Genomic DNA, 24417 nt, shown 5'->3' on the forward strand with positions numbered 1-24417 from the left:
CATGGCAAAAAGTCACTGCAAACACACGGGGTGTGTCCCAGCAACCAATCAACCAATTCAAAAAATTGGCATCAACAAACTTGGCACACTATTGAGTTCTCAAACAACAGGTACGTAATAAATACTGACCAGATAAACCCAATTCTTTGGGCCGCTTTCCGGCTTTCCTCATCCGCGGTTCTCAACCTTATCCCTTCGATTTCATCCCGTCAAATCGGCGTTTCCGGCGATTTCTTCGAACCAAATCTCAGTTCTTCGGTTATATCCATCCAGGTGATCCATGACGGCCGCTCAGGGGCTCAATCACTTCTTCCTGCATGGCCCGTACTTCGTGCGGGACCTCGACGTTACACCTTGAAGGGCGCAGTAGTCTAGGCCTGCATTTCAGTTCGGGGTGGCCACCTGTTTTCCCGCTTTCGCGGCTGGCGACTTGAAGAACTATACACACGGAATCGCGTGGCCGCAAAATCCACCCCAGACGGCGCTCCACGGCCTCGGATGCCCGTGATTACGGGGTTTTTCCAAACCCGTGACTCGAAGTTCCATGGAGTTGTGAGGCAGGTCTCCCCCGGTGTCCCGGGCTGTGCCGAGACGGGACTGGCCGCTCCCCCGGTGAGGGAGCGGCCAGTCGGTGATGCACCATGCTGCGGGCCGGGAGCTGGCCCGTCGCGCGTCCGAGGCGCGGGTGGTCAGGCGGTCAGGTCCACCAGAGCCATGTTCTTCTTGCCGCGGCGCACCAGGAGGTACTTCCCGTGCAGGGCATCGTCCGTGCCAAAGGTGGCCTCCAGATCGGTGACCTTGACGTTGTTCACCGCGGCACCGCCGTCGTTGACCGTGCGACGTGCCTCCGAGTTGGAGGCGGACAAGCCGGTGGAGGTCAGCAGGTCCACGATGCCGACGGGGCCGTGCGTTCCCAGGCCCGCGGCCGCCGTCGGCAGCTCGGCGGTGGCCGCCGCGAGGGTGGGCTCGTCCACCGAGGCCAGATCCCCCTGGCCGAAGATCGCGGCCGAGGCGTCGATGACCTTGCGGGTGGCGTCCTCCCCGTGCACGAGGGAGGTGACCTCCCAGGCGAGAGTCTTCTGCGCCTCCCGCCGGAAGGGCTCCTCACGCACCTTGGCCTCGAGCGTCCCGATCTGCTCGCGGGTGAGGAAGGTGAAGACCTTCAGGCGGTCGATCACGTCCGCGTCTGCGGTGTTCAGCCAGAACTGGTAGAAGGTGTACGGCGAGCACATCCGGGCGTCCAGCCAGATGGCGTTGCCCTCCGACTTGCCGAACTTGGTCCCATCCGAATTGGTGATCAGCGGAGTGCCGATGGCGTGGGCTGCAACGCCCTCGACCTTGCGGATCAGGTCCGTCCCCGAGGTCAGGTTGCCCCACTGGTCCGAGCCACCCGTCTGCAGCAGGCAGCCGTAGTCGCGGTACAGGTTCAGGAAGTCCATCCCCTGCAGTACCTGGTAGGAGAATTCCGTGTAGGAGATCCCCTCGTCCGAGTTCAGGCGTTTGGCCACGGTCTCCTTCTTGACCATGGTGCCCACCCGGAAGTGCTTGCCCACGTCCCGCAGGAAGTCCAGGGCGCTCATCTGACCGGTCCAGTCCAGGTTGTTGACCATGCGCGCAGCGTTGTCCCCCTCGAAGGACAGGAAACGCTCGATCTGTCCGCGCAGGTACCCCACCCATTCGGTGACGGTGTCCCGGTCGTTCAGCACACGTTCGGCCGTCTGCCGCGGGTCGCCGATCAGGCCGGTGGAGCCGCCCACCAGTCCGAGGGGCTTGTGGCCGGCCAGCTGGAGCCGGCGCAGCAGCAGGATCTGCACCAGGTTACCCAGGTGCAGGGACGGGGCCGTCGGGTCGAAACCGCAGTAGTAGGTGACCGGCTCGCCGTCGAGCAACTCCTCCAGGGCCGCCTCGTCCGTGGAGACGTGGACGAGACCGCGCCACTGCAGTTCCTGCCAGAGGGTGGGGAAGGACGGGTCATTGGTCTGTCCGGCCAGGGCCGGGTTCACGGTGGGGGCACCGGTGGTGGACGTGCTGGTCACGGGGAGGGCCTCTCGGGGAGTGTCGATGCGTCAGGGTGAGCGGGTGCGTCGGTGGCGGTGGGGGCCCGACGCCGGCCCGGCGGCTAGTCCAGCCCGGCCGGCAGTTCGCCGGAGGCCAGGATCCGCAGGGTCTGGGTGGACCGGGTCATGGCCACATAGAGGTCGCCGACGATGCCGCCGGCCTCGGCCACGATCTGGGCCGGCTCGAGCAGCACGACCGCGTCGAATTCCAGGCCCTTGGCCTCGCCGGGGGTGGTGGCCACGATGTCCTGGCCCAGCCCCCCGCCGCCGGAGCCGACGCGATCGCCGTACTTGGCCCGCAGCAGGGTGGCGACCTGACCCTCGAGGGAGACCGGTGCGATCACGGCGAGCAGGCCGCCGTCGATCCGTTCCAGGTCTTCGGCGATGCCGGACAGCAGCGCGTCCTGACGGTCCTCCGGGGCCACCCGGGTGACTGCCGGTTCCCAGTCACCCTCTCGCACGGCCTGCGGGTTGGACACCGGCAGGCCGGCCTCCTGGGCCACGCGTGCGGCCAGCCGGGTGATCTTGGCCGGGGTGCGGTAGTTCACCGTCAGCTCCTCCAGGTGCCAGCGGTCCTGGACGAACGGCTCGAGGGCTTCGGCCCAGGAGGTCACGTTGGCCGCCGAGGAGGCCTGGGCGATGTCCCCGACGATGGTGAACGACTTCAGCGGACAGCGGCGCATGAGCAACCGCCACTGCATGGGCGAGAGTTCCTGTGACTCGTCGACCACCACGTGTCCGTAGGTCCAGGTCCGGTCCGTGGCGGCCCGCTCGGCGGCGGAGACATAGTGGTCCCCGGCCTGGTTGGCATCAGCGAGGCCTTCGGCGGAGACCACGCCATCCACCCCGAAGTCCTCGAGCATGGCGTGGACGTTCTCCAGGGTGGCCTCGGCGTTGGCCACGTCCCGTTGACGGTCGGCCTGCTGAGTGGCCTCGAGACGGCCGGCGCTGGCGTCCCACTCCCCCAGCAACTCGGCGGCCTCGTCCAGCAGCGGGACATCCGCCTCGGTCCAGGGCGCGTCGGCCGCACGCAGCAGGCGGCGGCGTTGCTTCGCCTTGAGGAACGGGGCGGCCATCTCCAGGTGTCCTGGTTTGGAGAACAGGTCAGAGAGGAGCTTCTCCGGAGTCAGCGGCATCCAGCACAGGTTCAGGGCGATGCGCACGTCCCGCGAGGTGCGGACGTCCTCGGAGAGGTAGGCGCGGTCGATGTTGTTGCCGGCTCCGGAGGACTTCTCCAGCTTGTCCTTCAGCTGGTCGGCCAGCTCGCGCACCATGATCTTGACGAACGTGGTGCGGGCCTCGTTGTGCGGCTTGCCCGTGGCCCGGGCTCGGTCGCGGGCCCGGCGGACCTGCTTCGGGCGGATGGTCAGGGTGGTCCCGCCGACGTCCACCCGGCGCGGCCCATCCGGCAGGCGCTGGCGGTTGGCCACGGCGTTGGCCACCACGTCGGCCATGAACAGCCGGCCCTTCACCTTCGCGACGCGCCGGTCCGTCTCGGGGACGGCCTTGATGCCGGGCATCAGCCGTCCGAGGGAGGACATGACCACACCGGTCTCACCGAGGGAGGGCAGCACACGGTCGATGTAGCGCATGAACGACTGCGACGGCCCCACGAGCAGCACGCCCGCCGTCTTCAGCCGTTCGCGGTGGGTGTAGAGCAGGTAGGCGGCGCGGTGCAGGGCCACGGCCGTCTTGCCGGTGCCGGGACCGCCCTGGACCACCAGCACTCCCTTGAGGGGTGAGCGGATGATGGCATCCTGTTCGGCCTGGATGGTGGCGACGATGTCACCCATCTGGCCGGTACGCCGAGCCGTGACGGCCGCCAGGAGGGCTCCTGCGCCGTGGTGGGTCGATTCATCGTCCAGCAGCGTGGCGTCCAGGACGTCGTCCTCGAGATCGGCCACGGTGCGACCGCGCAGCATCAGGTGGCGGCGGCGGCGCACCCCCAGCCGTTGATGGGCAGTGGCCTGGTAGAAGGCGCCGGCCTCCGGGGCCCGCCAGTCGACCATGAGCCTGACCTGGTCCTCGTCCGTCAGACCGATGCGCCCGATGTAGCGTTCGTCGCCTTCGTCCATGTCCAGCCGGCCGAACACCAGCCGGTCGTCGACGGCGTAGAGCTGGGCGAGGCGGTCCTCGTAGAGGGTGGCGAACGCATCACGCTCGGAGACGTTCTGCACCGAGCCCTGCGGGCCGTCCTTGCGGACTCGGGCCAGCTGACGTTCCTTCTCGGCACGCAGTTCGTCCAGGCGCTCATAGAGCCCGGCGACGTATTCGCGCTCATGCTCCAGTTCGGTCTGGTGGATCGGAACCACATCAGTCATGCCTTGCACACCTTAGGGCTATCGATGGCGCCCGAAGGGTCCGACGAATCCGCCAGAACCCCTGGGCACCTCGGAACGAGTGACCATCCATGGTACAGCCGTTGGGGTGAACACCATATTAATCCCGCGTCTCGTCCCGGCTCTCCCGACGGCGCCGGGGCTTGGCCGCCCGGTAGGGCGACACCGAAGGCTCGTCCGGCAGCCAGAAGCGCCACGGGTAGTCCGGTCCCCCACCCTCGCCGGAGACCCCGGTGCGTGGGCCGCTCATGGTCCCGGGCCGGCGTCGGGACCGCAGGCCGGACAACCAGATTCCGTCCGGCGCCGGCTGTTCCGAGGCCGGGTCCAGCACCTGACCGGGTGCCGGGCCGAGGAGCAGGGCTGAGCCGTCGTCGCCGGCCCCGATGCCCAGCGCCTGCGCCAGGCGGGCCGGGCCCGAGGCCAGCTGACGGACCTGCCTGGACGGATGGGGACGGCCAGCAGAGCCGGCCACGGCACCGGCACCACGGCGCGCGAGGGCGGTGTCCATCCCCGCGACCACCTCGCCGGCGCGCAGCAGCACGCCCGAGCTGGTTCCCTCCGGACCGCAGACGATGTTCACGCACCAGTGCATCCCGTAGGTGAAGTACACGTAGATGTGACCGACCGGCCCGAACATGGTGGCAGTGCGCGCGGTGCGCCCCCGGAAGCCGTGCGAGCCGGGGTCGCGGGATCCCTCGTAGGCCTCGACCTCCGTCAGGCGCACGCTGACCGCCGCTCCCTGACGGGCGACGGTCAGCGTGGAGCCCAACAGCAGTGGTGCCGCGTGCAGGCTCCCACGTTCCAGGGGCTCCAGGCCTCTCGGGATCACGGCAGGACCGAGGAGTCCCCGAAGGCGCGCAGCGGTTCCAGCCGGGACCGGAGCTCGGACAACTGCGCCGCGACGGCCACCGGGGCGGTGCCGCCCTGCGCGCTGCGGGAGTTGAGTGAACCCTCGGTGGACAGGACCGTGCGGACCTCCGGCGTCAGGGCCGGGGAGATGGCGGCATAGTCCTCGTCCGTGAGGTCCCACAGCTCCCCGCCCCGGGACTCGGCCAGCTTGACTGCCTCGCCGGACAGCTCGTGGGCCTCACGGAACGGCACGCCCTGGCGGACCAGCCATTCCGCGATGTCCGTGGCCAGGGCGAATCCCTGGGGCGCCAGCGCTGCCATCTTCTCCGTGTTGAAGGTCAGCGTCGCGATCATCCCGGAGACCGCGGGCAGCAACAGCTCCAGGGTGTCCGCGGCATCGAAGACCGGCTCCTTGTCCTCCTGCAGGTCACGGTTGTACGCCAGCGGCAGCCCCTTGAGGGTCGCCAGCAGACCGGTCAGGTTGCCGATCAGACGCCCTGACTTGCCGCGCGCCAGTTCGGCGACATCCGGGTTCTTCTTCTGCGGCATGATCGAGGAGCCCGTGGAGTAGGCATCGTCCAGAGTGACGAAACCGGCCTCCTTGGTGGCCCAGAAGATGATCTCCTCACTGATGCGGGACAGGTCCACGCCGACCATGGCACTCACCCAGGCGAACTCCGCGAAGACGTCCCGGGCGGCAGTGCCGTCGATCGAGTTCCAGGCCGCGGAGTCGAATCCGAGCTCGGTGGCGACCGCGTTCGGGTCGAGTCCGAGCGAAGACCCGGCCAGGGCGCCCGAACCGTAGGGCGACACCGCGGCACGGCGGTCCCAGTCCACGAAGCGCTCCACGTCCCGGGCCATCGACCAGGCATGGGCCAGGAGGTGATGGCTCAGCAGCACCGGTTGCGCATGCTGCAGGTGCGTCCGGCCGGGCATCGGCGCGTACGGGTGTGCCTCGGCCTGGGCCACCAGGGCGTCGATCGTCTCCACCAGGCGAGCGGCGATCACCCGGGCGTGGTCGCGCAGGAACATCCGGCCCAGCGTGGCGATCTGGTCGTTGCGGGACCGGCCGGCGCGGAGCTTGCCGCCCAACTCCGGTCCGGCCCGCTCGATGAGTCCACGCTCCAGGGAGCCGTGGACGTCCTCATCCGCCTCCGAGGCAACATAGGCGCCCGAGACCACATCGTCCTCCAGGCGGTCGAGGGCGGCCAGCATGCCGGTGAGTTCGACGTCGTCGAGCAGGCCGGCATCGTGCAGCACCCGGGCGTGGGCCCGGGACCCGGCGATGTCATACCGGGCCAGCCGCCAGTCGAAGTCGGTGGACTTACTCAACGCCGCCAGGGCATCGGCGGGGCCGCCGGCGAACCGGCCGCCCCACAGAGAGCCCTCGTTGGTGCCGTGGCGTTCCGCCGGCCCGGGCCGGCCTGCGGCCTCGGGATCCGCGTGCTTCTCCGACGCGTTCTCGGACACGGCTCAGCTCTCGTTCGAGAGCTGAGCGACGTCGGCCAGCGAGTCCACGTCACCGGCCACGCGCTCGTCACGTTCGGTGGCCACCTTCGAGGACAGGCCGAAGATGTCGATGAAGCCCCGGGCCGAGGACTGGTCGAAGGCATCGCCCTCGTCATAGGTGGCCAGGCTGAAGTCGTACAGGCCCGTGTCGGAGCGGCGTCCCTGCACGGTGGCGCGGCCGCCGTGCATCTCCATGCGGATGTCGCCGGAGACGTACTTCTGGGTCTCGTCCACGAAGGTGTCCAGGTTCTTCTTCAGCGGGGAGAACCACTGGCCGTCATAGACGATCTCGGTCCAGCGCTGGTCCACGGTCTTCTTGAAGCGGGCCTGCTCGCGTTCGAGGGTCACGTTCTCCAGCTCCCGGTGGGCGGTCATGAGCGCCATCGCGCCCGGGGCCTCGTAGATCTCGCGGGACTTGATGCCGACCAGGCGGTCCTCGACGATGTCGATGCGGCCAATGCCCTGGGCGCCGGCCCGGCGGTTCATCTCCTCGATGATCTGCAATGCGGAGAGCGAGCGGCCGTCCAGGGCGGTGGGCACGCCCTGGTCGAAGGTCACGGTGACGACATCCGGGGCCGGCGGGAAGGCCGGGTCATCCGAGTAGTCGTAGACGTCCTTGGTCGGACCGTTCCAGATGTCCTCGAGGAAACCGGTCTCCACGGCGCGGCCCCACACGTTCTGGTCGATCGAGAAGGGGTTCTTCTTCGTGGTGACGATCGGCAGCTCATGGCGCTCGGCATACTCGATGGCCTTGTCCCGGGTCAGGGCGAGGTCCCGGACGGGCGCGATGCACTTCAGGTCCGGGCCCAGGGTCTGGATGCCGACCTCGAAGCGCACCTGGTCATTGCCCTTGCCGGTGCAGCCGTGGGCCACGGTGGAGGCCCCGAACTGGCGGGCGGCCGCGACCAGGTGGCGGACGATGACCGGCCGGGAGATGGCCGAGACGAGGGGGTAGGCGTCCATGTACAGGCCGTTGGCCTTGAGCGTGGGCATGCAGTACTGCTCGGCGAACTCGTCCCGGGCATCCGCGACATAGGCTTCGACGGCACCGCAGTCCAGGGCACGCTGGCGGATGGTCTCCAGGTCCTCGCCGCCCTGGCCCACGTCCACGGCCACGGCGATCACCTCGGCACCCGTGGCCTCGCTGATCCATCCGATGGCCACTGACGTATCCAGTCCGCCCGAATAGGCCAAGACGATGCGCTCTGTCATTGCGTACTCCTTCTGTTGCCTGCGATAGTGCCGGCGTTGCCGCCTGCGATGGTGCCTGCCACGGGGCCGCGTACGGAACGGCCGGCCTGCTCTATGCAAGAGTCTACATATTTATGCAACGCATGCCGAACCACCGGTCAGCGCCGCGCGGACCGCCGCGTGCACCCCTCTACGTGTCCCCACGACACCGTGCCCTCACCGTAATCTGGTGCCATGACGAGCGATACCCCACACGCGAACCAGTCCGAAGACCAGCCGACAGCGAACGGCACCCCGGAGCTGACCGACGAGGAGCTGGAGTTCCTGAACTCCCTCTTCGATCTGGCCCGCGCCGGGGACGGCGACCGACTGCTACCCGTCCTCGACCAGGGCGTCCCCGTCGACCTGGCCAATCACAAGGGCGACACCCTGTTGATCCTCGCGACCTACAACAACCATCCGGCGCTGGTGACGGCTCTGATCGGGCGCGGCGCCGACGTGCACCGCCTCAATGGCCGGGGGCAATCCGCCCTGTCCTGTGCCGTCTTCGTCCAGAACGAGGAGTCGGTGCGGGCGCTCCTGGCCGCGGGCGCGGATCCGGACGAGGGCCCCGTGAGCGCCCGCGCGGCCGTCGACATGTTCGGGCTAGATTCGATGCGGGCACTTCTGGACGATCCCGAGCTCCGCACATGAGGGCAGGATGAGAATCCACCCCGAGCACCGCGGATAATTTGACGTTATCGTTCTGATGCATTTCACTGGACCTAGTCCTGCCTCGTGATCTTTTCGTGATCTGGCAGGAAGCCTGCGGGGTTCCCCCACCTGCACCGTCCCTTGGGAACCCCGTGCCGTGAAATCCATCGCGGACGGCGGACGGTGCTGCATGGACGGTCGGGGACGACCTGAGCAGTGGTGGGCCGACACCCCAAGAAACCATGCAGAAGACTTCCACTGCCTCCCAGTCCACCCGCCGCACCATCATCCGCCGCTCAGCCGCTGGCCTCGCCGGCGTCGCCGTGGCCGGTGCCGGCCTGACCGCCCTCTCCGCTCCCGCCACCGCCGCCCCGGCCTCCAGCTGGGACGCCCTGGCCCAGTGCGAGTCCGGCGGCAACTGGTCCATCAACACCGGCAACGGCTACTACGGTGGCCTGCAGTTCTCCCCGAGCTCGTGGAGCGCCGCCGGTGGCTCCGGCATGCCGCACCAGGCCTCCAAGGCCGAGCAGATCCGCGTGGCCGAGAACCTGCTCTCCATGCAGGGCTGGGGCGCCTGGCCCGCTTGCTCCGCCAAGCTGGGCCTCTACGGCAACGGCGGCAGCGCCGAGGTCACCACCCAGTCGGCCGAGACCTCCTCCCAGACTCAGGAGGCTGCTCCGAAGGCGCAGGCCGCACCCAAGGCCGAGAAGAAGCAAGCGGAGCCGAAGCAGCAGGCACCGCAGCAGCAGGCCCCGGTCCAGGAGGAGCGCGCCTCCGCCGTGTCCCCGGTCGAGAAGTCGGACGAGACCATCACCGTCCAGGCCGGCGACACCCTGTCCAAGCTGGCCGAGGCCCACGGGGTCGAGGGCGGCTGGGAGGCCCTGTACGCTGCCAACACGGACACCGTGGCTGACGCCAACCTGATCTTCGTCGGCCAGACCCTGCACCTGCCGGCCTGATCCTCACGGTTCAGTTCTGTAGCACCGGCTGACGGCACCGGACGGACCAATGGTCCGCACCGACTGCCAGCAGTGAAGCGAACGCGTTGGATGGGGAGTACTCCCCATCCAACGCGTTCTGCGTTGGTGCTGGACGCCGATAGGCTGGCCTCACCCGTGATCGTTTCGCCCTGTCGCACCCTGCGGCCGGACATCATCGGTTCAACAGTCTCGAGGGGGACATCTATGCCGACGAGCATTACCACCACCCGGCGCCAGCCGCTCCGCGCCCTGGGCATCACCGCACTGGGCGCCACTGCCGCCCTGGCCCTGGCCGGCTGCGCCGGCTCCGACGTTCCGGCACTGGAGGACGTGTGGCCCGAGGCCCACGCGTCGATCGAGGAAGCCACCTCCGTGGCCATCGACGGCAGCGTGAGCCAGGGCGGCCAGGACATGACCGTGGCCATCTCCGGTCAGATCGACGATTCCTCCTACTCCGGGAACGTGGCCATGGGGGAGGTCGCGGTCGAGATCCTCGGCAACGACGAGTACACCTACATGAAGCCGAACACCGCGTTCTACGAGGAGAACGGGGGCGGCGCCCAGCTGCAGGAGATGGTGGGTGACAAGTGGCTGGAGATGCCCGCAGAACAGGGCGGTTTCACCATGTCAACCCTGTGGGACGCCTTCACCGAGGACATCCCCTCGTCCGATGAGTTCAGCGATTCCGAGTACACCTCCGAGACCGTCGAGCTGAATGGCGAAGAGGTCTACAAGTACACCGGCAGCACCGAGGACTCCGACGATCCCGTGAGCCTCTACGTGTCCAAGGACAACAAGCTGGTCCGCGTCGAGGCCGAAGCAGCATCCTCCGACGACGAGTCCGCCTCCCCCTCGGCTTCTTCCGACTCCTCGTCCGGCGCCGGGACGATCGACTTCTCCGAGTGGGACGCCGTGGAGACGGTGGAGATGCCGGCCGAGGACACGATCTTCTCGGTCCCGGGCCTCTAAGTCCCGCCGGTTCGTCGAGACCGCGCGGGGCTACCCCGCGTACTCGAGGAACCGCCCGGCGACGGCGACTCCCCCGTCCGGCGCACGCGTCACGATCATGATCGTATCGTCCCCGGCAATCGTGCCGAGGATGTCCGGTTGGCGTGACTGGTCGATGACGCTGGCGAGGAACTGCGCCGCGCCGGGCGGGGTCCGGAGAATGACCAGGTTGGCGCTGGATTCAGCCGCCACCAGCAGGTCCCGGCACAGGCTGGACAGCCGGTGCTCCAGGGCCTCCGGAGCCCGCCGGGCGGCAAGCTCGCCCGGCACCGGCCCCTCCGGCGGAACCGAGTAGACCAGCTGTCCGCTGTCGGCGCGCACCCGGTAGGCGCCCAGCTCGACGAGATCGCGGGACAGCGTCCCTTGCGTCACCGAGACTCCCCGGGCGCTCAGTTCGGACAGCAGCTCGGCCTGGCTGTGCACCTCGGTGGCGGCGAGGACGTCCTTGATCGCCGCTTGACGTGCGGTCTTGGTGGCCGGAGCGCTCATCGGACGTCAGAACCGGCGATGGAGACACGTCCGTCACCGAGCGCAGCGCCGGTCGGTGTGGTGGCCGGCGCGGTGGCCAGACCGGAACGGTAGAGCAGCCAGGCCATCAGGGCCTTCTGGGCATGCAGGCGGTTCTCGGCCTCGTCGAACACCACTGACTGCGGTCCGTCGATGACCTCCGCCGAGACCTCGAGGCCCCGGTAGGCCGGGAGGCAGTGCAGGAACACCGCGTCCGGCGCGGCCTTCGCCATGGCCTGGGCGTCCACGGCGTAGTCACGGAACAGGGTCTGCCGGGCTTCCTTCTCCTCTTCCTGGCCCATGGAGATCCAGGTGTCGGTGACCACGACGTCGGCGCCGTCCAGTGCCTGCGCGGCATCGGTCGTGACCAGCACCGATCCCCCGGTCTCGGCGGCCCGGGCCTCGGCGGCCGCCACCACGGCGGCGTCCGGCAGGTACCCCGAGGGGCCCGTGACCCGCACGTGCATCCCCGCGGTCACGCCGGCCAGCAGGTACGAGTTGGCCATGTTGTTCGCGGCATCCCCGAGATAGGTCATGACCAAGCCCTCCGTGCGCCCCTTGTGCTCACGTACCGTCAACAGGTCCGCCAGCAGTTGGCAGGGGTGGTAGTCGTCCGAGAGGGCGTTGACCACGGGCACGGTGGCGTGCTCGGCCATCTCCTCCAGACCCGCTTGCGCGTACGTGCGCCAGACGATGACGGACACCATCCGGGACAGCACCTGGGCGGTGTCCGCGATGGACTCCTTGTGGCCCAGCTGAGCCTCACCGGGGTTGACGATCAGGGGCTGCCCTCCGAGGTCCGCGATGCCCGCGGCGAAGGACACCCGCGTCCGGGTGGAGGTCTTGTCGAAGAACACGATGCCGGTCTGCGGTCCGGCCAGGGGCCGGTGCAGGTAGCGGTCGGCCTTCATGGCCTGCGCCAGATCCAGGACCTCTGCCTGTTCGGCCGCGGTGAGGTCGGTGTCGACGAGGAAGTGCCGGAGGGGCGCCGAAGACGGCGTGGTGCTGGGGGTCATGCTCTGTTCTCCTGATCGTGCTGTGGCTGATGCGCCTGCAGGGCCGCGTCCAGGAGCGACGGGAGGTCGGCCACCAGGCGGTCGGCCTCCTCCTCTTCCAGGATCAGGGGCGGAGCCAGGCGCAGGGTGGAGGGTCCGGTGGCGTTGAGCAGGTACCCCGCCTCGAGACCGGCGCGGACCACGGCCGGTGCCAGGCCGCCGTCGGGCACCGGGGCCTGCATGCCGGAGGGCACGGTGATGTCCACGCCGATGAGCAGGCCGTACTGGCGCGCCGCGGTGACCCCGTCCACGGCGCCGAGCCCGCGCGCCAAGCGGGCGCCGAGGTCACGGACGTGCTCCAGCAGCCCGGTCTGGTCGATCGTGTCCAGCACCGCCATCCCGGCGGCGGTGGCCACGGGGTTGCCGCCGAAGGTGGTGCCGTGCTGACCGGCGGTGAGCAGGGCGGAGACCTGCGGACCGAAGCTGATCATGGCGCCGATCGGGACGCCACCGCCCAGCCCCTTGGCCAGCGTCATCGCGTCCGGCACCACCGGCGCATCCTGACCGGTGACGGCGGGGTTCTGGTGGGCGAACCACGTCCCCGTGCGGCCGGTACCGGACTGGACCTCGTCGAAGATCAGCAGCGCGCCGTGGCGGCGGGTGAGCTCCCGGGCGGCCTGCAGGTAGCCGGCCGGCCAGCCGTGCACGCCGGACTCGCCCTGCACGGGTTCGATGATGACGGCGGCCACGGTCTCATCGAGAGCGGCCTCGAGCGCGGACGCGTCACCGGCGGGGATGAACTCGATGCCCCCGGGCAGGGGTTCGAACGGCTCGCGGTAGGCAGGCTTCCAGGTCATGGCCAGGGCGCCGAGGGTGCGGCCGTGGAAACTGTGCTCCAGCGCCAGGACCCGGGTGCGGCGGCCGGAGGGATCCTCGCGGCCGTGGCGTCGGGCCAGCTTCAGGGCGGCCTCGTTGGCCTCGGATCCGGAGTTGGCGAAAAACACGGTGGAGCCCTCGGGGGCCTCGGCGAGGTCCAGGAGCCGTTCGGCCAGCGCGATCTGCGGGCCGGAGGTGAACAGGTTGGAGATGTGGCCCAGGGTCCCCAGCTGCTCGGTCACCGCCGCGACGAGGGCCGGGTGGGCGTGGCCCAGCGCGTTGACGGCGATCCCGCCGAGGAAGTCCGTGTACCGGCGGCCGTCGGCATCCCAGACGTGCACGCCCTCACCGCGGACCAGGACCCGGCTGGGGGCACCGAAGACTCCGGTCAGCGAGGAGGCATAGCGCCCGAGCAGTCCAGTCTGGGCGGGGGCGCCGGTTCCGGCGGCAGCGGTGGCGGAGGCGCCAGGGGTCGAATCGTTCATCATGTTCCCTCAGTCGGTGTGGTCATCGGGCAGAACCTGGGTCCCCACGCCCGCCGTGGTGAAGACCTCGAGCAGCATCGAGTGCGGCGCCCGGCCGTCCACGATGTGTGCCTGGGGCACGCCGCCGTCGACGGCCTGGAGGCAGGCGGCCATCTTGGGGATCATCCCGGCCTCGAGGCTGGGCAGCAGCTCGCGCAGCTCGCCGGCGGACAGGGAGGAGACCAGCGATGTCCGGTCCGGCCAGTGGGAGTACAGGCCCTCCACGTCCGTGAGGACCACGAGTTTCGAGGCACCGAGCGCCACGGCCAGGGCAGCAGCGGCGGTGTCCGCATTGACGTTCAGCACCTCCCCCGTGGCCCGGCCGCCGGCGCTGATCTCCGGGGCCACCGAGGACACGACGGGGATCCGCCCGTTCTCCACCAGGTCCCGGATGGCACCCGGGTTGACCTGGGTGACCTCGCCGACCAGCCCGAGGTCCACCGGCTCGCCGTCCACCTCGGTGCCGGTCCGCTGGGCCTGGAACAAGGCGGCATCCTCGCCGGACATCCCGACGGCGTAGGGCCCGTGTCCGTTGACCAGGCCCACGAGCTCCCGGCCGACCTGGCCGGTGAGCACCATGCGGACCACGTCCATGGCCTCGGCGGTGGTGACGCGCAGTCCCCCGGCAAACTCTGATTCGATGCCCAGCCGGTCCAGCATGGCGTTGATCTGCGGCCCGCCCCCGTGCACCACAACGGGATGGATGCCGCAGTGGTGGAGAAAGACGATGTCCTCGGCGAAGGCCCGGCGCAGCTCATCGGACACCATGGCGTTGCCGCCGTACTTGATCACCATGGTGGTGCCGGAGAAGCGCTTGATCCAGGGCAGGGCCTCCACCAGCACGGCCGCCTTGGCGGCAGCACCGTCGGGGAAACCCGGAACGCCGGTGTTCCCGGTGCCGGCGGTCGTCCCGGTGGTGTCAGTAGCACCGGTGGTGTCAGTCATCTCGCTCATGGTGGCTCTCAGCTCGAATACGCGGAGTTCTCATGCACGTAGTCGTGCGTGAGGTCATTGGTCCAGATGGTGGCGGTGGCCTGACCAGCGTGCAGGTCGATGACCACGCTCACCTCGCGCGGGGAGAGGTCCACGAGCTCGCGGTCCTCGCCCACCCCGGAGTCGCGGCAGACCTGGACTCCGTTGAAGTGCACATCGAGACGCTCGGCGTCGAACGGGGCCACCTCCTCCGGAACCGTGCCGACGGCGGAGATGACGCGACCCCAGTTCGGGTCCTGGCCGAACACGGCGGCTTTGAACAGGTTGGACCGGGACACGGCGCGGGCCACCGCCTCGGCGGCCTCCTCGGTGCTCGCGTTGACGACCTGGATGGAGATCTCGTGGGCGGCACCCTCGGCGTCGGAGATCAGTTGCCGCGCCAGGTCCGCGCAGACCGTGCGCAGGCCCGCCTGGAACTCCGCAGCGTCCGGCCGGGTCCCGCTCGCCCCGGAGGCGAGCAGTGCCACGGTGTCGTTCGTGGACATGCAGCCATCGGAATCCGTGCGGTTGAACGTGGTCCGGACCGCCTCGGTCAAGGCCGAATCCAGCTCGGCGGAGTCCACTGCAGCGTCGGTGGTGATGACGCACAGCATGGTCGCCATGCCCGGCGCGAGCATGCCGGCTCCCTTGGCCATGCCCCCGATCACGTACCCGGGGCCACGGTGGACCGCGGTCTTGGGCACCGTGTCCGTGGTCATGATGGCCTCGGCCGCGTCAGCGCCACCGTCGGCTCCCAGTGCTCCCGCAGCGGCGGTCACGCCTGGGATCAACCGGTCCATCGGCTGGGGCTGCCCGATCAGGCCGGTGGAGCAGACGAGCACGTCCCCGGCGGAGATCCCGAGCTGTCCGGCGGCATGCTCCGCGGTGGCATGCGTGTCCTGGAACCCCTGGTGGCCGGTGGCGGCATTGGCCCCGCCCGAGTTCAGCACCACGGCATCCACCCGCCCGTCCGCGATCACCTGGCGCGACCAGACCACGGGGGCAGCAGCCACCCGGTTGGACGTGAAGACGGCGGCCGCGTGGCGGTCCGGCCCGTCGTTCACGACGACGGCCACGTCCGGTTTCCCGGTCGACTTCAGTCCGGCGGCCACACCGGCGGCGCGGAAACCCTGGGCTGTGGTGACGCTCATGGTGCGATCCCCTGTTGGGTCAGGCCCGTCTCCTCGGCCAGACCGAGAGCGAGGTTCATGGATTGGATGGCGCCGCCAGCGGTCCCCTTGGTCAGGTTGTCCAGGGCAGCGGTGATGATGACGCGGCCGGCGTGCGCGTCCACGGCCAGCTGCATGACCACGTGGTTGGAGCCCAGCACGGACTGGGTGGTCGGCCACTGCCCCTCAGGCAGCAGGTGCACGAACCGTTCCTTCCCGTAGGCCTGCTCCCAGGCGCCACGGACCTCGGCGGAGTCCACGCCGGGCTTCAGGCGGGCCGTGGCGGTGGCCAGGATGCCGCGGGGCATCGGCGCCAGCGTCGGGGTGAAGGACACCGTGACGGGCTCCCCCGCCGCCTGCGTGAGCCCCTGCTCGATCTCGGGGGTGTGCCGGTGCCCGCCCCCCACGCCATAGGGGCTCATGGAGCCCATGGCCTCGCTGCCCAGCAGGTGCGGCTTGAGGGACTTGCCCGCCCCGGAGGTCCCCGAGGCAGCCACGATCACGACGTCCTCCGGTGCAAGGACCCCGGCGGTGAAACCGGGGGCGAGGGCGAGCAGACACGTGGTCGGATAGCAGCCTGGGACGGCGATCCGCGACGCCCCGGCGATCTCCGCCCGCTGCCCGGGCAGCTCGGGCAGGCCGTAGGGCCAGGTCCCAGCGTGGTCGGAGCCGTAGAACCTCTCCCAGGCCTGCGGTGACTGCAGGCGGTGGTCCGCGCCGGCGTCGATCACGAGGGTCCCCGGCGAGAGCAGCTCGAGTTCAGCGGCGATGGCACCACTGGCACCGTGCGGCAGGGCCAGGAAGACGACGTCATGGCCGGCCAGCACCTCAGCCGTGGTCTCCTGCAGGACGCGATCGGCCAGGGTATGCAGATGAGGCTGGAGGGCACCCAGACGCTCCCCGGCGTTCGAGTGGGCCGTGATGGCCCCGATCTCCACTTCCGGGTGGGAGAGGAGGAGGCGCAGGACTTCTCCTCCGGCATATCCGCTGGCGCCGGAGACGGCAACTGTGAGACTCATGCGCCCATGCTAGGTGAAATATGCAGTGTTGCCAATATTTATGCAGAGTTGGGCTGCCGTACACGCATCACCGCCCCATAGGCCGCCGGGCGCGACTACGGTAGGCACCATGACCGAGACTCCCCTCCCCAGCACCCAGCATGCCATTCGCGTCCACGCCTCCGGGGGGCCCGAGGCACTGCAGTGGACGGAGGTCCCCGTCCCTTCGCCGGGCCCCGGAGAGGTCCTGGTCAGGACGGCGGCCGCGGGCCTGAACTTCATTGAGACCTACCAGCGCTCGGGCGTGTACCGGATGTCCCACCCGTTCACACCCGGCTCCGAGGGATCGGGGACAGTGGTCGCCCTCGGCCCCGAGGCCGACGGTGCGTCCGCGGCGGTCGGCGATGTGGTCGCCACGGCGGCAGGTTCCGGGACCTACGCCGAATACTTCACCGCCCCGGTGGACCAGTTGCTGCCGGTGCCGAGCGGAGTGGACCCGGCGGAGGCCGCGGCCATCCCCCTTCAGGGCATGACTGCCCACTACCTGTGCCGGTCCACCGTGGAGGTCCAGCCGGGCCAGACAGTCCTCGTCCATGCCGGTGCCGGAGGCGTGGGCCTGCTGCTGACCCAGCTGTGCGTGTCCCACGGCGCCACCGTCATCACCACGGCCTCCACCGAGGAGAAGAAGGCACTCTCCCGCGCGGCGGGCGCCAGCCACGTCCTCGACTACTCGGGGTTTGCCGACGCCGTGCGGGACCTCACCGGTGGACGCGGCGTTGACGCCGTGTTCGACGGGGTCGGCCGGGACACATTCGACGAGTCCCTGGCCTCCCTGCGGATCCGTGGAACCCTGGCCCTCTTCGGTGGCGCCTCGGGGCCGGTGCCCCCGCTGGACCCCCAGCGCCTCAACTCCGCCGGCTCGGTGTTCCTCACCCGCCCCACCCTGGTGCACCACACCTTGACCGCCGAGGAGACCCGGTGGCGGGCCCAGGAACTGTTCTCCGCCCTCGACGCCGGCACCCTCGACTTCCGGATCGGAGCGACGTACCCCCTGGCCGAGGCAGGCCGGGCGCACGGGGACCTCGAATCCCGCCGCACCACAGGAAAGTCCCTGCTGCTGCCGTAGATCAGCCGGCGGCCGGGACACCGGCCGTGCGCATCGTCAGGCGGCCGCCAGTCGGCGACATCTCCGGACCGAGGGACAGGAATCACGATAAGATGACAGGCATTCTTTTTTCGATCCGCACTTTTATCCCGTTTCGATCCCGTTGAACCTGAGTCGGAAGTAGGCCGAACGCCACCGTGTCCCCGTATGTGCCCCAGTTGCCCTCCGCTGAGAAGGCCCCTCCGGTCCGGACCCTGGTCCGTCTGCTGGAGGCCACCGCCCAGCAGCATCCCGAGGCGCCGGCCCTGGACGACGGAGAGACCGTCCTGTCCTACGCGGAGCTGCTGGACGAGGTGAAGGTAACAGGCCGAGCCCTGCACAGTGCCGGCCTCGGCGCCGGGGACCGGATCGGCATCCGCATCCCGTCCGGAACGGTGGAGCTCTACGTCTCCATCCTGGCCACCCTGTACATCGGTGCCGCCTACGTCCCGGTGGACGCGGACGACCCGGACGAAAGGGCCCGGCTGGTGTTCTCCGAGGCCAAGGTGGCCGCCATCCTCTCCGGTCAGGGCCGGGTGCAGACGTCCTCGAAGCGGCCCAAGCCGTTCCCCAGCCCCCGTCCACCCGGGCCGGAGGACGATGCCTGGATCATCTTCACCTCCGGGTCCACCGGCACGCCCAAGGGCGTGGCCGTCACCCACCGCAACGCCGCGGCCTTCGTGGACGCTGAGGCGCGCATCTTCCTCCAGGACGACCCTCTCGGCCCGGGCGACCGTGTTCTGGCCGGGCTCTCCGTGGCATTTGATGCCTCCTGCGAGGAGATGTGGCTGGCCTGGCGCCATGGTGCCTGCCTCGTCCCCGCCCCGCGCTCCCTGGTCCGCTCCGGCATGGACCTCGGCCCCTGGCTCGTCTCCCGTTCCATCAACGTGGTGTCCACGGTGCCGACGCTGGCCGCCCTGTGGCCCCCGGAGGCCCTGGAGAACGTGCGGCTGCTGATCTTCGGCGGTGAGGCCTGCCCGCCGGACCTGGCCGCCCGCCTGGCCGAGGACGACCGTGAGCTCTGGAACACCTATGGGCCCACCGAGGCCACCGTGGTGGCCTGCGCAGCCCCCATGGACGGCACCGGGCCGGTAAGCATCGGCCTGCCCCTGGACGGCTGGGACCTGGCCATCGTGGACCCGGCCACGGGGATCCCCGTGGCCGAGGGCGAGACCGGCGAGCTCATCATCGGCGGGGTCGGCCTGGCCCGCTATCTCGACCCGGCCAAGGACGCAGAGAAGTATGCCCCGATGAAGTCCCTCGGGTGGGAGCGCGCCTACCGTTCCGGGGACCTCGTCGTCTGGGACCCGGAGGGCCTGTTGTTCGTGGGCCGCGCCGACGAACAGGTCAAGCTCGGTGGCCGCCGCATCGAACTCGGAGAGATCGATGCGGCCCTCCAGGCCCTGCCGGGCGTCGCCGGCGGGGCCGCCGCAGTCCAGACGACCACAGCCGGAACCCAACTGCTCATCGGCTACCTGGCGGTGCCGGCGTCGACGACGGAACACGGGGAACCCGACTTGAAGGCCTTCCGCCGGATCCTCGAGAAGGAACTGCCCGGAGCACTGGTCCCCCGTCTGGTCACGGTGCAGACCCTGCCCACCAAGACCTCCGGCAAGGTGGATCGCAAGGCCCTGCCGTGGCCGTTGCCAGGCCAGGCCGGACAGGGCTCCGGCCACGGCGGCTCCGGCCCCAACTCCGACCTCCCCATGGATCCCGAGTCCCCCGGCGGCTGGGTACTGTCCCAGTGGTCCGACGTGCTCGGCGTGGCCCCGGAGGACCTGGACACCGACTTCTTCACCTCCGGCGGCGGCTCCCTGGCGGCTGCACAGCTGGTGTCCCGCCTGCGCACCCGTTACCCCTCCGTCACCGTGCGGGACATCTACGCCCACCCCCGTGCCGGCGCTCTGCTGGAGGCCGTGACCGGCAACGACGGCCGGCCGGCCGAACCGGCCGAGCCCGTGGAACCGCGTCCCGTGGTGCGCACCGCACGCAAGGCCCAGGTCTTCCAGACGCTGATGGGCATCCCCCTGGTCATCCTCGTGGCCCTGCGCTGGGTCGTCTACCTGGCCGCCGGGTCCAAACTGGCCGCGGCCTGGGGCGTCCTGCCCGGGGCACCAACCGTCTCCTGGTGGTGGGTGCTGGCCGGCTGGCTGCTCTTCGTCTCCCCGCCGGGGCGCATGGCGATCTCCGTGGTGGCGGCCCGGCTGCTGCTGCGCGGGATCCAACCCGGCTCCTACCCCCGATCCGGCAAGGTCCATCTCCGCCTGTGGCTGGCGCAGCACATCTCCGACCTCGTGGACCCGGTGTCCCTGGGCGGCGCCCTGTGGGTCCCCACCTACGCCCGGTTGCTCGGTGCCCGGATCGGCAAGCACGTGGACCTGCACTCGGTCCCGCCCATCACGGGGCTGTTGGACCTCGGTTCCGGCACCTCCATCGAGCCCGAGGTCGACCTGTCCGGTTACTGGATCGACGGTGACGTGGTGCACGTCGGCGCCATCACTGCCGGCGAGGACGCCGTGGTCGGTTCCCGTTCCACGCTGATGCCCGGCGCCGTCATCGGCACCGGGACCGTCATCCAGCCCGGCTCCACGGTGACCGGGAAGACCAAGGACGGCCTCGAGTACGCCGGTTCCCCCGCCCAGCGCCTCGGCAAGGCCAAGTACGACGGCCCGAACATCGACCCGCCGCGGGCCACCGGCTGGCTCGTGCTGTCCACCATCGGTTCCGGCGTCCTGGCCCTGTTGCCGGTGGCCGCGGCGTTGACAGCTGCCCTGGTGGGCCTGTGGTCACTGGCCTGGTGGCCGGACTGGCAGTCCGGCGGGGCCGGCGCGGCCCCGGAGACCGCACTCGGCTCCGCCTGGCGGCTGTTGGCCGCCAGCCCCCTGATCGCCGCCGTGTGGTTCGGTGCGAACATGCTCTTCACCGTGGTGTCCGTGCGGCTGCTGTCCCTCGGCGTCGCCGAGGGCTACCACGCCGTCCGCTCCCGCATCGGCTGGCAGCTGTGGGCCACGGAACGCGTCCTGGACACCGCCCGTGACCTGCTCTTCCCGCTGTATGCCTCCCGGTTCACCCCGGTGTGGCTGCGCTGGCTGGGGGCCGAGGTCGGCGCCAACGTGGAGGCGTCCACCGTCATCCTGCAGCCGGCCCTGACCCAGATCGGCGATGGCGCCTTCCTGGCCGATGACACCATGATCGGCTCCTACGAGCTGCAGCGTGGCTGGATGTACGTGGGCCAGGCGAAGGTCGGCAAGAAGTCCTTCGTCGGCAACTCCGGCATGGTCGCCGCCGGGCGCAAGCTCTCCAAGAACGCCCTCGTGGCCGTGCTGTCCGCCACCCCGAAGAAGACCAAGGCCGGCTCCTCGTGGCTGGGCTCCCCGCCCGTGCGCCTGCGCCGGACCGAGGTCGAGGCCGACGACGCCCTGACCTATGATCCGCCGGCGCGGCTCAAGCTGGTGCGCAGCGCCTGGGAGTCCCTGCGCCTGCTGGCCGTCTGGTGCTCCGTGGTCATTGCCGTGGCCGTGGTGGTCGCCCTCGACGGACTCGCCCAGCTGGGCGGCGGGGCCGCAGACGGGGCCGGGCCCGGAGGCTGGTGGCTCGCCATCGTGCTCGGCGGAGTGGTGCTCATGGCCGCCGGCGCGTTGGCGGCCGGCTCCTCCGTCCTGGCCAAGAGGGTCCTCGTCGGCCGGATCAAGGCCGGCGAGCACCCCCTTTGGAGCTCCTTCATCTGGCGCAACGAGGTGGTGGACAACTTCATCGAGGTGGTCTCCGCCCCGTGGTTCGGGCGGATCGCCTCCGGCACGCCCTCCCTCGTCTGGTGGCTGCGCGCCCTCGGAGCCCGGATCGGCCACGGCGTGTGGTGCGAGTCCTACTGGCTGCCCGAGGCCGACCTGGTGACCCTGGGCGACTCCTCGACCGTGAACAGGGGCTGTGTGGTCCAGACCCACCTGTTCCATGACCGCGTCATGTCCCTGGACACCGTGCAGCTGGGCGAGGGTTCGACCCTCGGTCCCAACTCGGTGATCCTGCCTGCGGCCTCCATCGACGACGGCGCCACGGTGGGCGCCGGATCGCTCATCATGCGCGGTGAGATGGTCCCGGGCCACTCCTGGTGGACCGGCAACCCGGTGGCCCCGTGGAAGGGGCCGAAGGTGAAGGGCCGCGCTGCGGCCATCACTAGACTGGAACGGCTCGAGGAGAAGGCCGAGAAGGCAGCCGAGAGGGCCGCCGCAAGGCGAGCCGCCGAACGAGACGCCGAGACAACAGCCGCGACTGCGGCCGAAGACCCTGAGGAGCACAGCCGCCCGTGAGTGTGGAAACCCCGGTTCTGCCCGATCCGTACATCCCTGGATCGGGGACGCCGGACTTCACGGTGGGCCACTACGACCTGCAGCTGGAGGTCAAGCTGGCCGCCAACCGGATCGCCGGGAAGGCCCGCCTCGACGGGACCGTCCTGCGGCCGGCCAAGCGGATCGAGCTCGATCTGCATGAGCTCTCGGTCAGCAAGGTCACCGCTGCCTCGGAGGGCCGTACCGTGAAGGTCGCCAAGTCCGCTGCGCGCCGAGGCCGGCTGGTCGTCGACCTGGCCACCAGGCTCGACGCCGGTGCTCCCCTGACCCTCGAGGTCACCTACGCAGGGGTGCCGAAGATGCTGGACGGGCCATGGGGTGAGATCGGCTGGGAAGAACTGGACGACGGGGTGCTGGTGGCGGGCCAGCCCAATGGCGCGGCCACCTGGTTCCCGTGCGTGGACCACCCGTCCGTGAAGTCCACCTACCACTTCACCGTGGCCACGGATGCCGGATACCTGCCGGTCTGCAACGGCCTGCCCACCGGTCACCGCCGCCGGTCCTCCCGTGAGGAGTGGACCTGGGAGCTGCGTGACCCGGCCCCCACCTACCTGGTCACCCTGCAGATCGGCCGGTACCAGCTGGTCGCCGTGCCGGAACACCCCACGGGGCGCCACCGCGCCACCGGCCCCTTCCGGCAGCGGGTGCGGGGCCTGGTGCAGGACCTGCTGCCGGGCACGGACGGGGACTGGCGTCCCGGTCATGCCCCGGAGAGCGGAGACGGCCAGGAGGACCAGGGCCGGTACGAGGACGAGGGCCAGCGCGAGGGCGAGGGCCACGACGAGATGGGCCTTGCGGGCGTGGCCGACCACGAGCCGGCTCCCGTGTTCCTGGCAGTATCCCCGGCCCTGCAGGACCGCGCCCTGGAGGCCCTGGGGCGGCAGACCGAGATGATGGCGTGCTTCAGCTGGCACTTCGGTCCCTACCCCTTCGACCGGTACACGGCCGTGGTGACGGACGACGTGCTGGAGATCCCGCTGGAGGCGGCGTCCCTGTCCATCTTCGGGGCCAATCACCTGACGGGTTCCTGGGCCGCCGAGCGGCTGGTGGCCCACGAGCTGGCGCACCAGTGGTTCGGCAACGCGCTGACCCTGCGACGATGGCAGGACATCTGGTTGCACGAGGGGTTCGCCTGCTACAGCGAATGGCTGTGGGGTGCGGAGTCGGGGCATGGCACGCTGACCTCGCTGGCCCGCACCGCCTGGCGAGGACTGGCGCTGAAGGCCAAGGACCTAGTGGTGGCGGACCCGGGGCCCGAGCTGATGTTCGACGACCGCATCTACAAACGCGGGGCCCTGACCCTGTTCGCCCTCAACCGGGCTGTGGGCGACGAGGTGTTCACGGAGCTGATCCGCTCCTGGGTGGCAGAGCACCGGCACTCCTCCGTGGACACGGGGATGTTCCTGGACCACGCCGACCGCCAGGCCGAGGCGGCCGGTCACCCGGCCGGTCATGCACGTGCGGTCATGCGGCCCTGGCTGTGCGAGTCCGCACTGCCGGCCTTCCCCACGTCACGCTGACGCCGCGCGAGTTCCTTCGGACCCTGGCCCGGCCGGCGGCAGGAGCACGACGGCGCCGAGCAGGTGCTCGGGGGCATGGCCGCCTGGCCAGTCGCGGTCTGGGACGATGACGGAACCGGGCCGGTCCGGCACCGCCAGCTCCAGGGTCCCGGGCACCGTGACCGCCACGTCTGCCGGGTCGCCGGTGAATCCGGTGCCCTGGGCTTTGACGAGGGCTTCCTTGGCGCACCACAGCTGGCCGTGGGTGCCCGGGCGGACGTGATCCTCCAGGGCACCGAGCAGCCGCTCCTCCTCCGCGGAGAAGCCGACGCCGGCCAGTTCGGAGGGTGCGGCAAACGCCGCGGACCCTGCCTGCTCGAGATCGACCCCGATCCGCCAGCCCGCCGCCGTGTCCGACGCCCCGAGCCAGGCGGTGGCGAGCCAGCCTCCGGCCCGGCTGAAGCTCACGGCCGGCAGTGGCGCGGCCAGGTCCCCCGGTGCAAGCGCGTCCGGGCCCCGCCGGCGCCGGGCCAACCGGCTGTGTCGCAGCTCCGGCTGGCCGTGGTCCTCGGACCCGCACTGGGGACAGCGATGGGTGACCTCGAAGGTCCCCGGCCGGTGCCCCAGGGACACCGCAAGGAAGTCGAGGGCCTCACGGCGCTGGTCACCGGTCCGGGGACCGGTGACCACCACGTGCCATCCCGGGCCCGACGCCGGCCCGTCACCTGTGCCCATGGTCCCTGCTTTCCCTGCCTGCCCTG

At 70.0% G+C, this 24417-nt stretch carries 18 protein-coding genes; 6 read left to right on the plus strand and 12 right to left on the minus strand.

Annotated features, from left to right (window positions below; genetic code table 11):
• Window positions 1–689: 689 nt before the first annotated feature.
• The 5 genes from tyrS to IEX49_RS07445 all read right to left on the minus strand — a co-directional run bounded on the left by tyrS (window position 690) and on the right by IEX49_RS07445 (window position 7966).
• Window positions 690–2036 (minus strand): tyrosine--tRNA ligase, encoded by a 1347-nt coding sequence (gene tyrS, locus IEX49_RS07425; protein WP_229672383.1) that lies wholly within the window; start codon window positions 2034–2036, stop codon window positions 690–692.
• A gap of 83 nt (window positions 2037–2119) precedes the next feature.
• Window positions 2120–4360, minus strand: coding sequence for a HelD family protein (locus tag IEX49_RS07430; RefSeq protein WP_188805831.1), 2241 nt, complete (start codon window positions 4358–4360; stop codon window positions 2120–2122).
• A 136-nt stretch (window positions 4361–4496) separates the two neighbouring features.
• A complete protein-coding gene (locus tag IEX49_RS07435) occupies window positions 4497–5222 on the minus strand; it encodes a DNA-3-methyladenine glycosylase (RefSeq protein ID WP_188805832.1) in 726 nt (241 codons plus the stop codon).
• Window positions 5222–6625, minus strand: a complete 1404-nt coding sequence (argH, locus tag IEX49_RS07440; protein ID WP_188805833.1) for an argininosuccinate lyase — start codon at window positions 6623–6625, stop codon at window positions 5222–5224. Before argH ends, IEX49_RS07435 begins: the two co-directional genes overlap by 1 nt.
• Window positions 6626–6718: 93 nt before the next feature.
• Window positions 6719–7966 carry an argininosuccinate synthase gene (locus IEX49_RS07445; protein ID WP_188805556.1) on the minus strand — a complete coding sequence of 416 codons (1248 nt, stop codon included), beginning with the start codon at window positions 7964–7966 and terminating at the stop codon, window positions 6719–6721.
• Between the two features lie 213 nt (window positions 7967–8179).
• Here IEX49_RS07445 and IEX49_RS07450 point away from each other — a divergent pair, with 213 nt between their 5' ends.
• The 3 genes from IEX49_RS07450 (at window position 8180) to IEX49_RS07460 (ending at window position 10587) form a co-directional block, all read left to right on the plus strand.
• On the plus strand, window positions 8180–8638 hold the full coding sequence (locus tag IEX49_RS07450; RefSeq protein WP_188805557.1) for an ankyrin repeat domain-containing protein: 459 nt from the start codon (window positions 8180–8182) through the stop codon (window positions 8636–8638).
• Between the two features lie 242 nt (window positions 8639–8880).
• A complete protein-coding gene (gene rpf / locus IEX49_RS07455) occupies window positions 8881–9597 on the plus strand; it encodes a resuscitation-promoting factor Rpf (protein WP_188805558.1) in 717 nt (238 codons plus the stop codon).
• Between the two features lie 225 nt (window positions 9598–9822).
• The gene (locus IEX49_RS07460; protein ID WP_188805559.1) at window positions 9823–10587 is read left to right on the plus strand and encodes a hypothetical protein; all 765 of its coding nucleotides are present in this window, start codon (window positions 9823–9825) and stop codon (window positions 10585–10587) included.
• Window positions 10588–10617: 30 nt separating this feature from the next.
• On the opposite strand, the gene argR is transcribed toward IEX49_RS07460, so the two are convergent.
• The 6 genes from argR to argC are packed head-to-tail and all read right to left on the minus strand — an operon-like array spanning window position 10618 to window position 16688.
• Window positions 10618–11115: an arginine repressor gene (argR, locus tag IEX49_RS07465; protein WP_188805560.1), complete on the minus strand. Its 498-nt coding sequence runs from the start codon at window positions 11113–11115 to the stop codon at window positions 10618–10620.
• Window positions 11112–12149 carry an ornithine carbamoyltransferase gene (argF, locus tag IEX49_RS07470; RefSeq protein ID WP_229672387.1) on the minus strand — a complete coding sequence of 346 codons (1038 nt, stop codon included), beginning with the start codon at window positions 12147–12149 and terminating at the stop codon, window positions 11112–11114. The genes argR and argF overlap by 4 nt, the downstream gene beginning before the upstream one ends.
• The gene (locus tag IEX49_RS07475; protein WP_229672464.1) at window positions 12146–13489 is read right to left on the minus strand and encodes an acetylornithine transaminase; all 1344 of its coding nucleotides are present in this window, start codon (window positions 13487–13489) and stop codon (window positions 12146–12148) included. The genes argF and IEX49_RS07475 overlap by 4 nt, the downstream gene beginning before the upstream one ends.
• Window positions 13490–13498: 9 nt before the next feature.
• Complete coding sequence (argB, locus tag IEX49_RS07480; RefSeq protein ID WP_373286698.1) at window positions 13499–14482, minus strand: acetylglutamate kinase; 984 nt, start codon at window positions 14480–14482, stop codon at window positions 13499–13501.
• Between the two features lie 8 nt (window positions 14483–14490).
• Window positions 14491–15651, minus strand: a complete 1161-nt coding sequence (gene argJ, locus IEX49_RS07485; RefSeq protein WP_188805563.1) for a bifunctional glutamate N-acetyltransferase/amino-acid acetyltransferase ArgJ — start codon at window positions 15649–15651, stop codon at window positions 14491–14493.
• The gene (argC, locus tag IEX49_RS07490; protein WP_188805564.1) at window positions 15648–16688 is read right to left on the minus strand and encodes an N-acetyl-gamma-glutamyl-phosphate reductase; all 1041 of its coding nucleotides are present in this window, start codon (window positions 16686–16688) and stop codon (window positions 15648–15650) included. Before argC ends, argJ begins: the two co-directional genes overlap by 4 nt.
• A gap of 109 nt (window positions 16689–16797) precedes the next feature.
• Here argC and IEX49_RS07495 point away from each other — a divergent pair, with 109 nt between their 5' ends.
• The 3 genes from IEX49_RS07495 to IEX49_RS07505 all read left to right on the plus strand — a co-directional run bounded on the left by IEX49_RS07495 (window position 16798) and on the right by IEX49_RS07505 (window position 23677).
• Window positions 16798–17793 (plus strand): quinone oxidoreductase family protein, encoded by a 996-nt coding sequence (locus IEX49_RS07495; RefSeq protein WP_188805565.1) that lies wholly within the window; start codon window positions 16798–16800, stop codon window positions 17791–17793.
• Window positions 17794–17969: 176 nt separating this feature from the next.
• Window positions 17970–22118 (plus strand): Pls/PosA family non-ribosomal peptide synthetase, encoded by a 4149-nt coding sequence (locus IEX49_RS07500; protein ID WP_188805566.1) that lies wholly within the window; start codon window positions 17970–17972, stop codon window positions 22116–22118.
• A complete protein-coding gene (locus IEX49_RS07505; RefSeq protein WP_188805567.1) occupies window positions 22115–23677 on the plus strand; it encodes a M1 family metallopeptidase in 1563 nt (520 codons plus the stop codon). The genes IEX49_RS07500 and IEX49_RS07505 overlap by 4 nt, the downstream gene beginning before the upstream one ends.
• Here IEX49_RS07505 and IEX49_RS07510 read toward each other — a convergent pair.
• Window positions 23669–24391 (minus strand): 4'-phosphopantetheinyl transferase family protein, encoded by a 723-nt coding sequence (locus IEX49_RS07510; RefSeq protein ID WP_188805568.1) that lies wholly within the window; start codon window positions 24389–24391, stop codon window positions 23669–23671. The genes IEX49_RS07505 and IEX49_RS07510 overlap by 9 nt on opposite strands.
• Between the last annotated feature and the right edge of the window lie 26 nt (window positions 24392–24417).

This window comes from Citricoccus zhacaiensis (assembly GCF_014645315.1).
Taxonomy (GTDB): Bacteria; Actinomycetota; Actinomycetes; order Actinomycetales; family Micrococcaceae; genus Citricoccus; species Citricoccus zhacaiensis.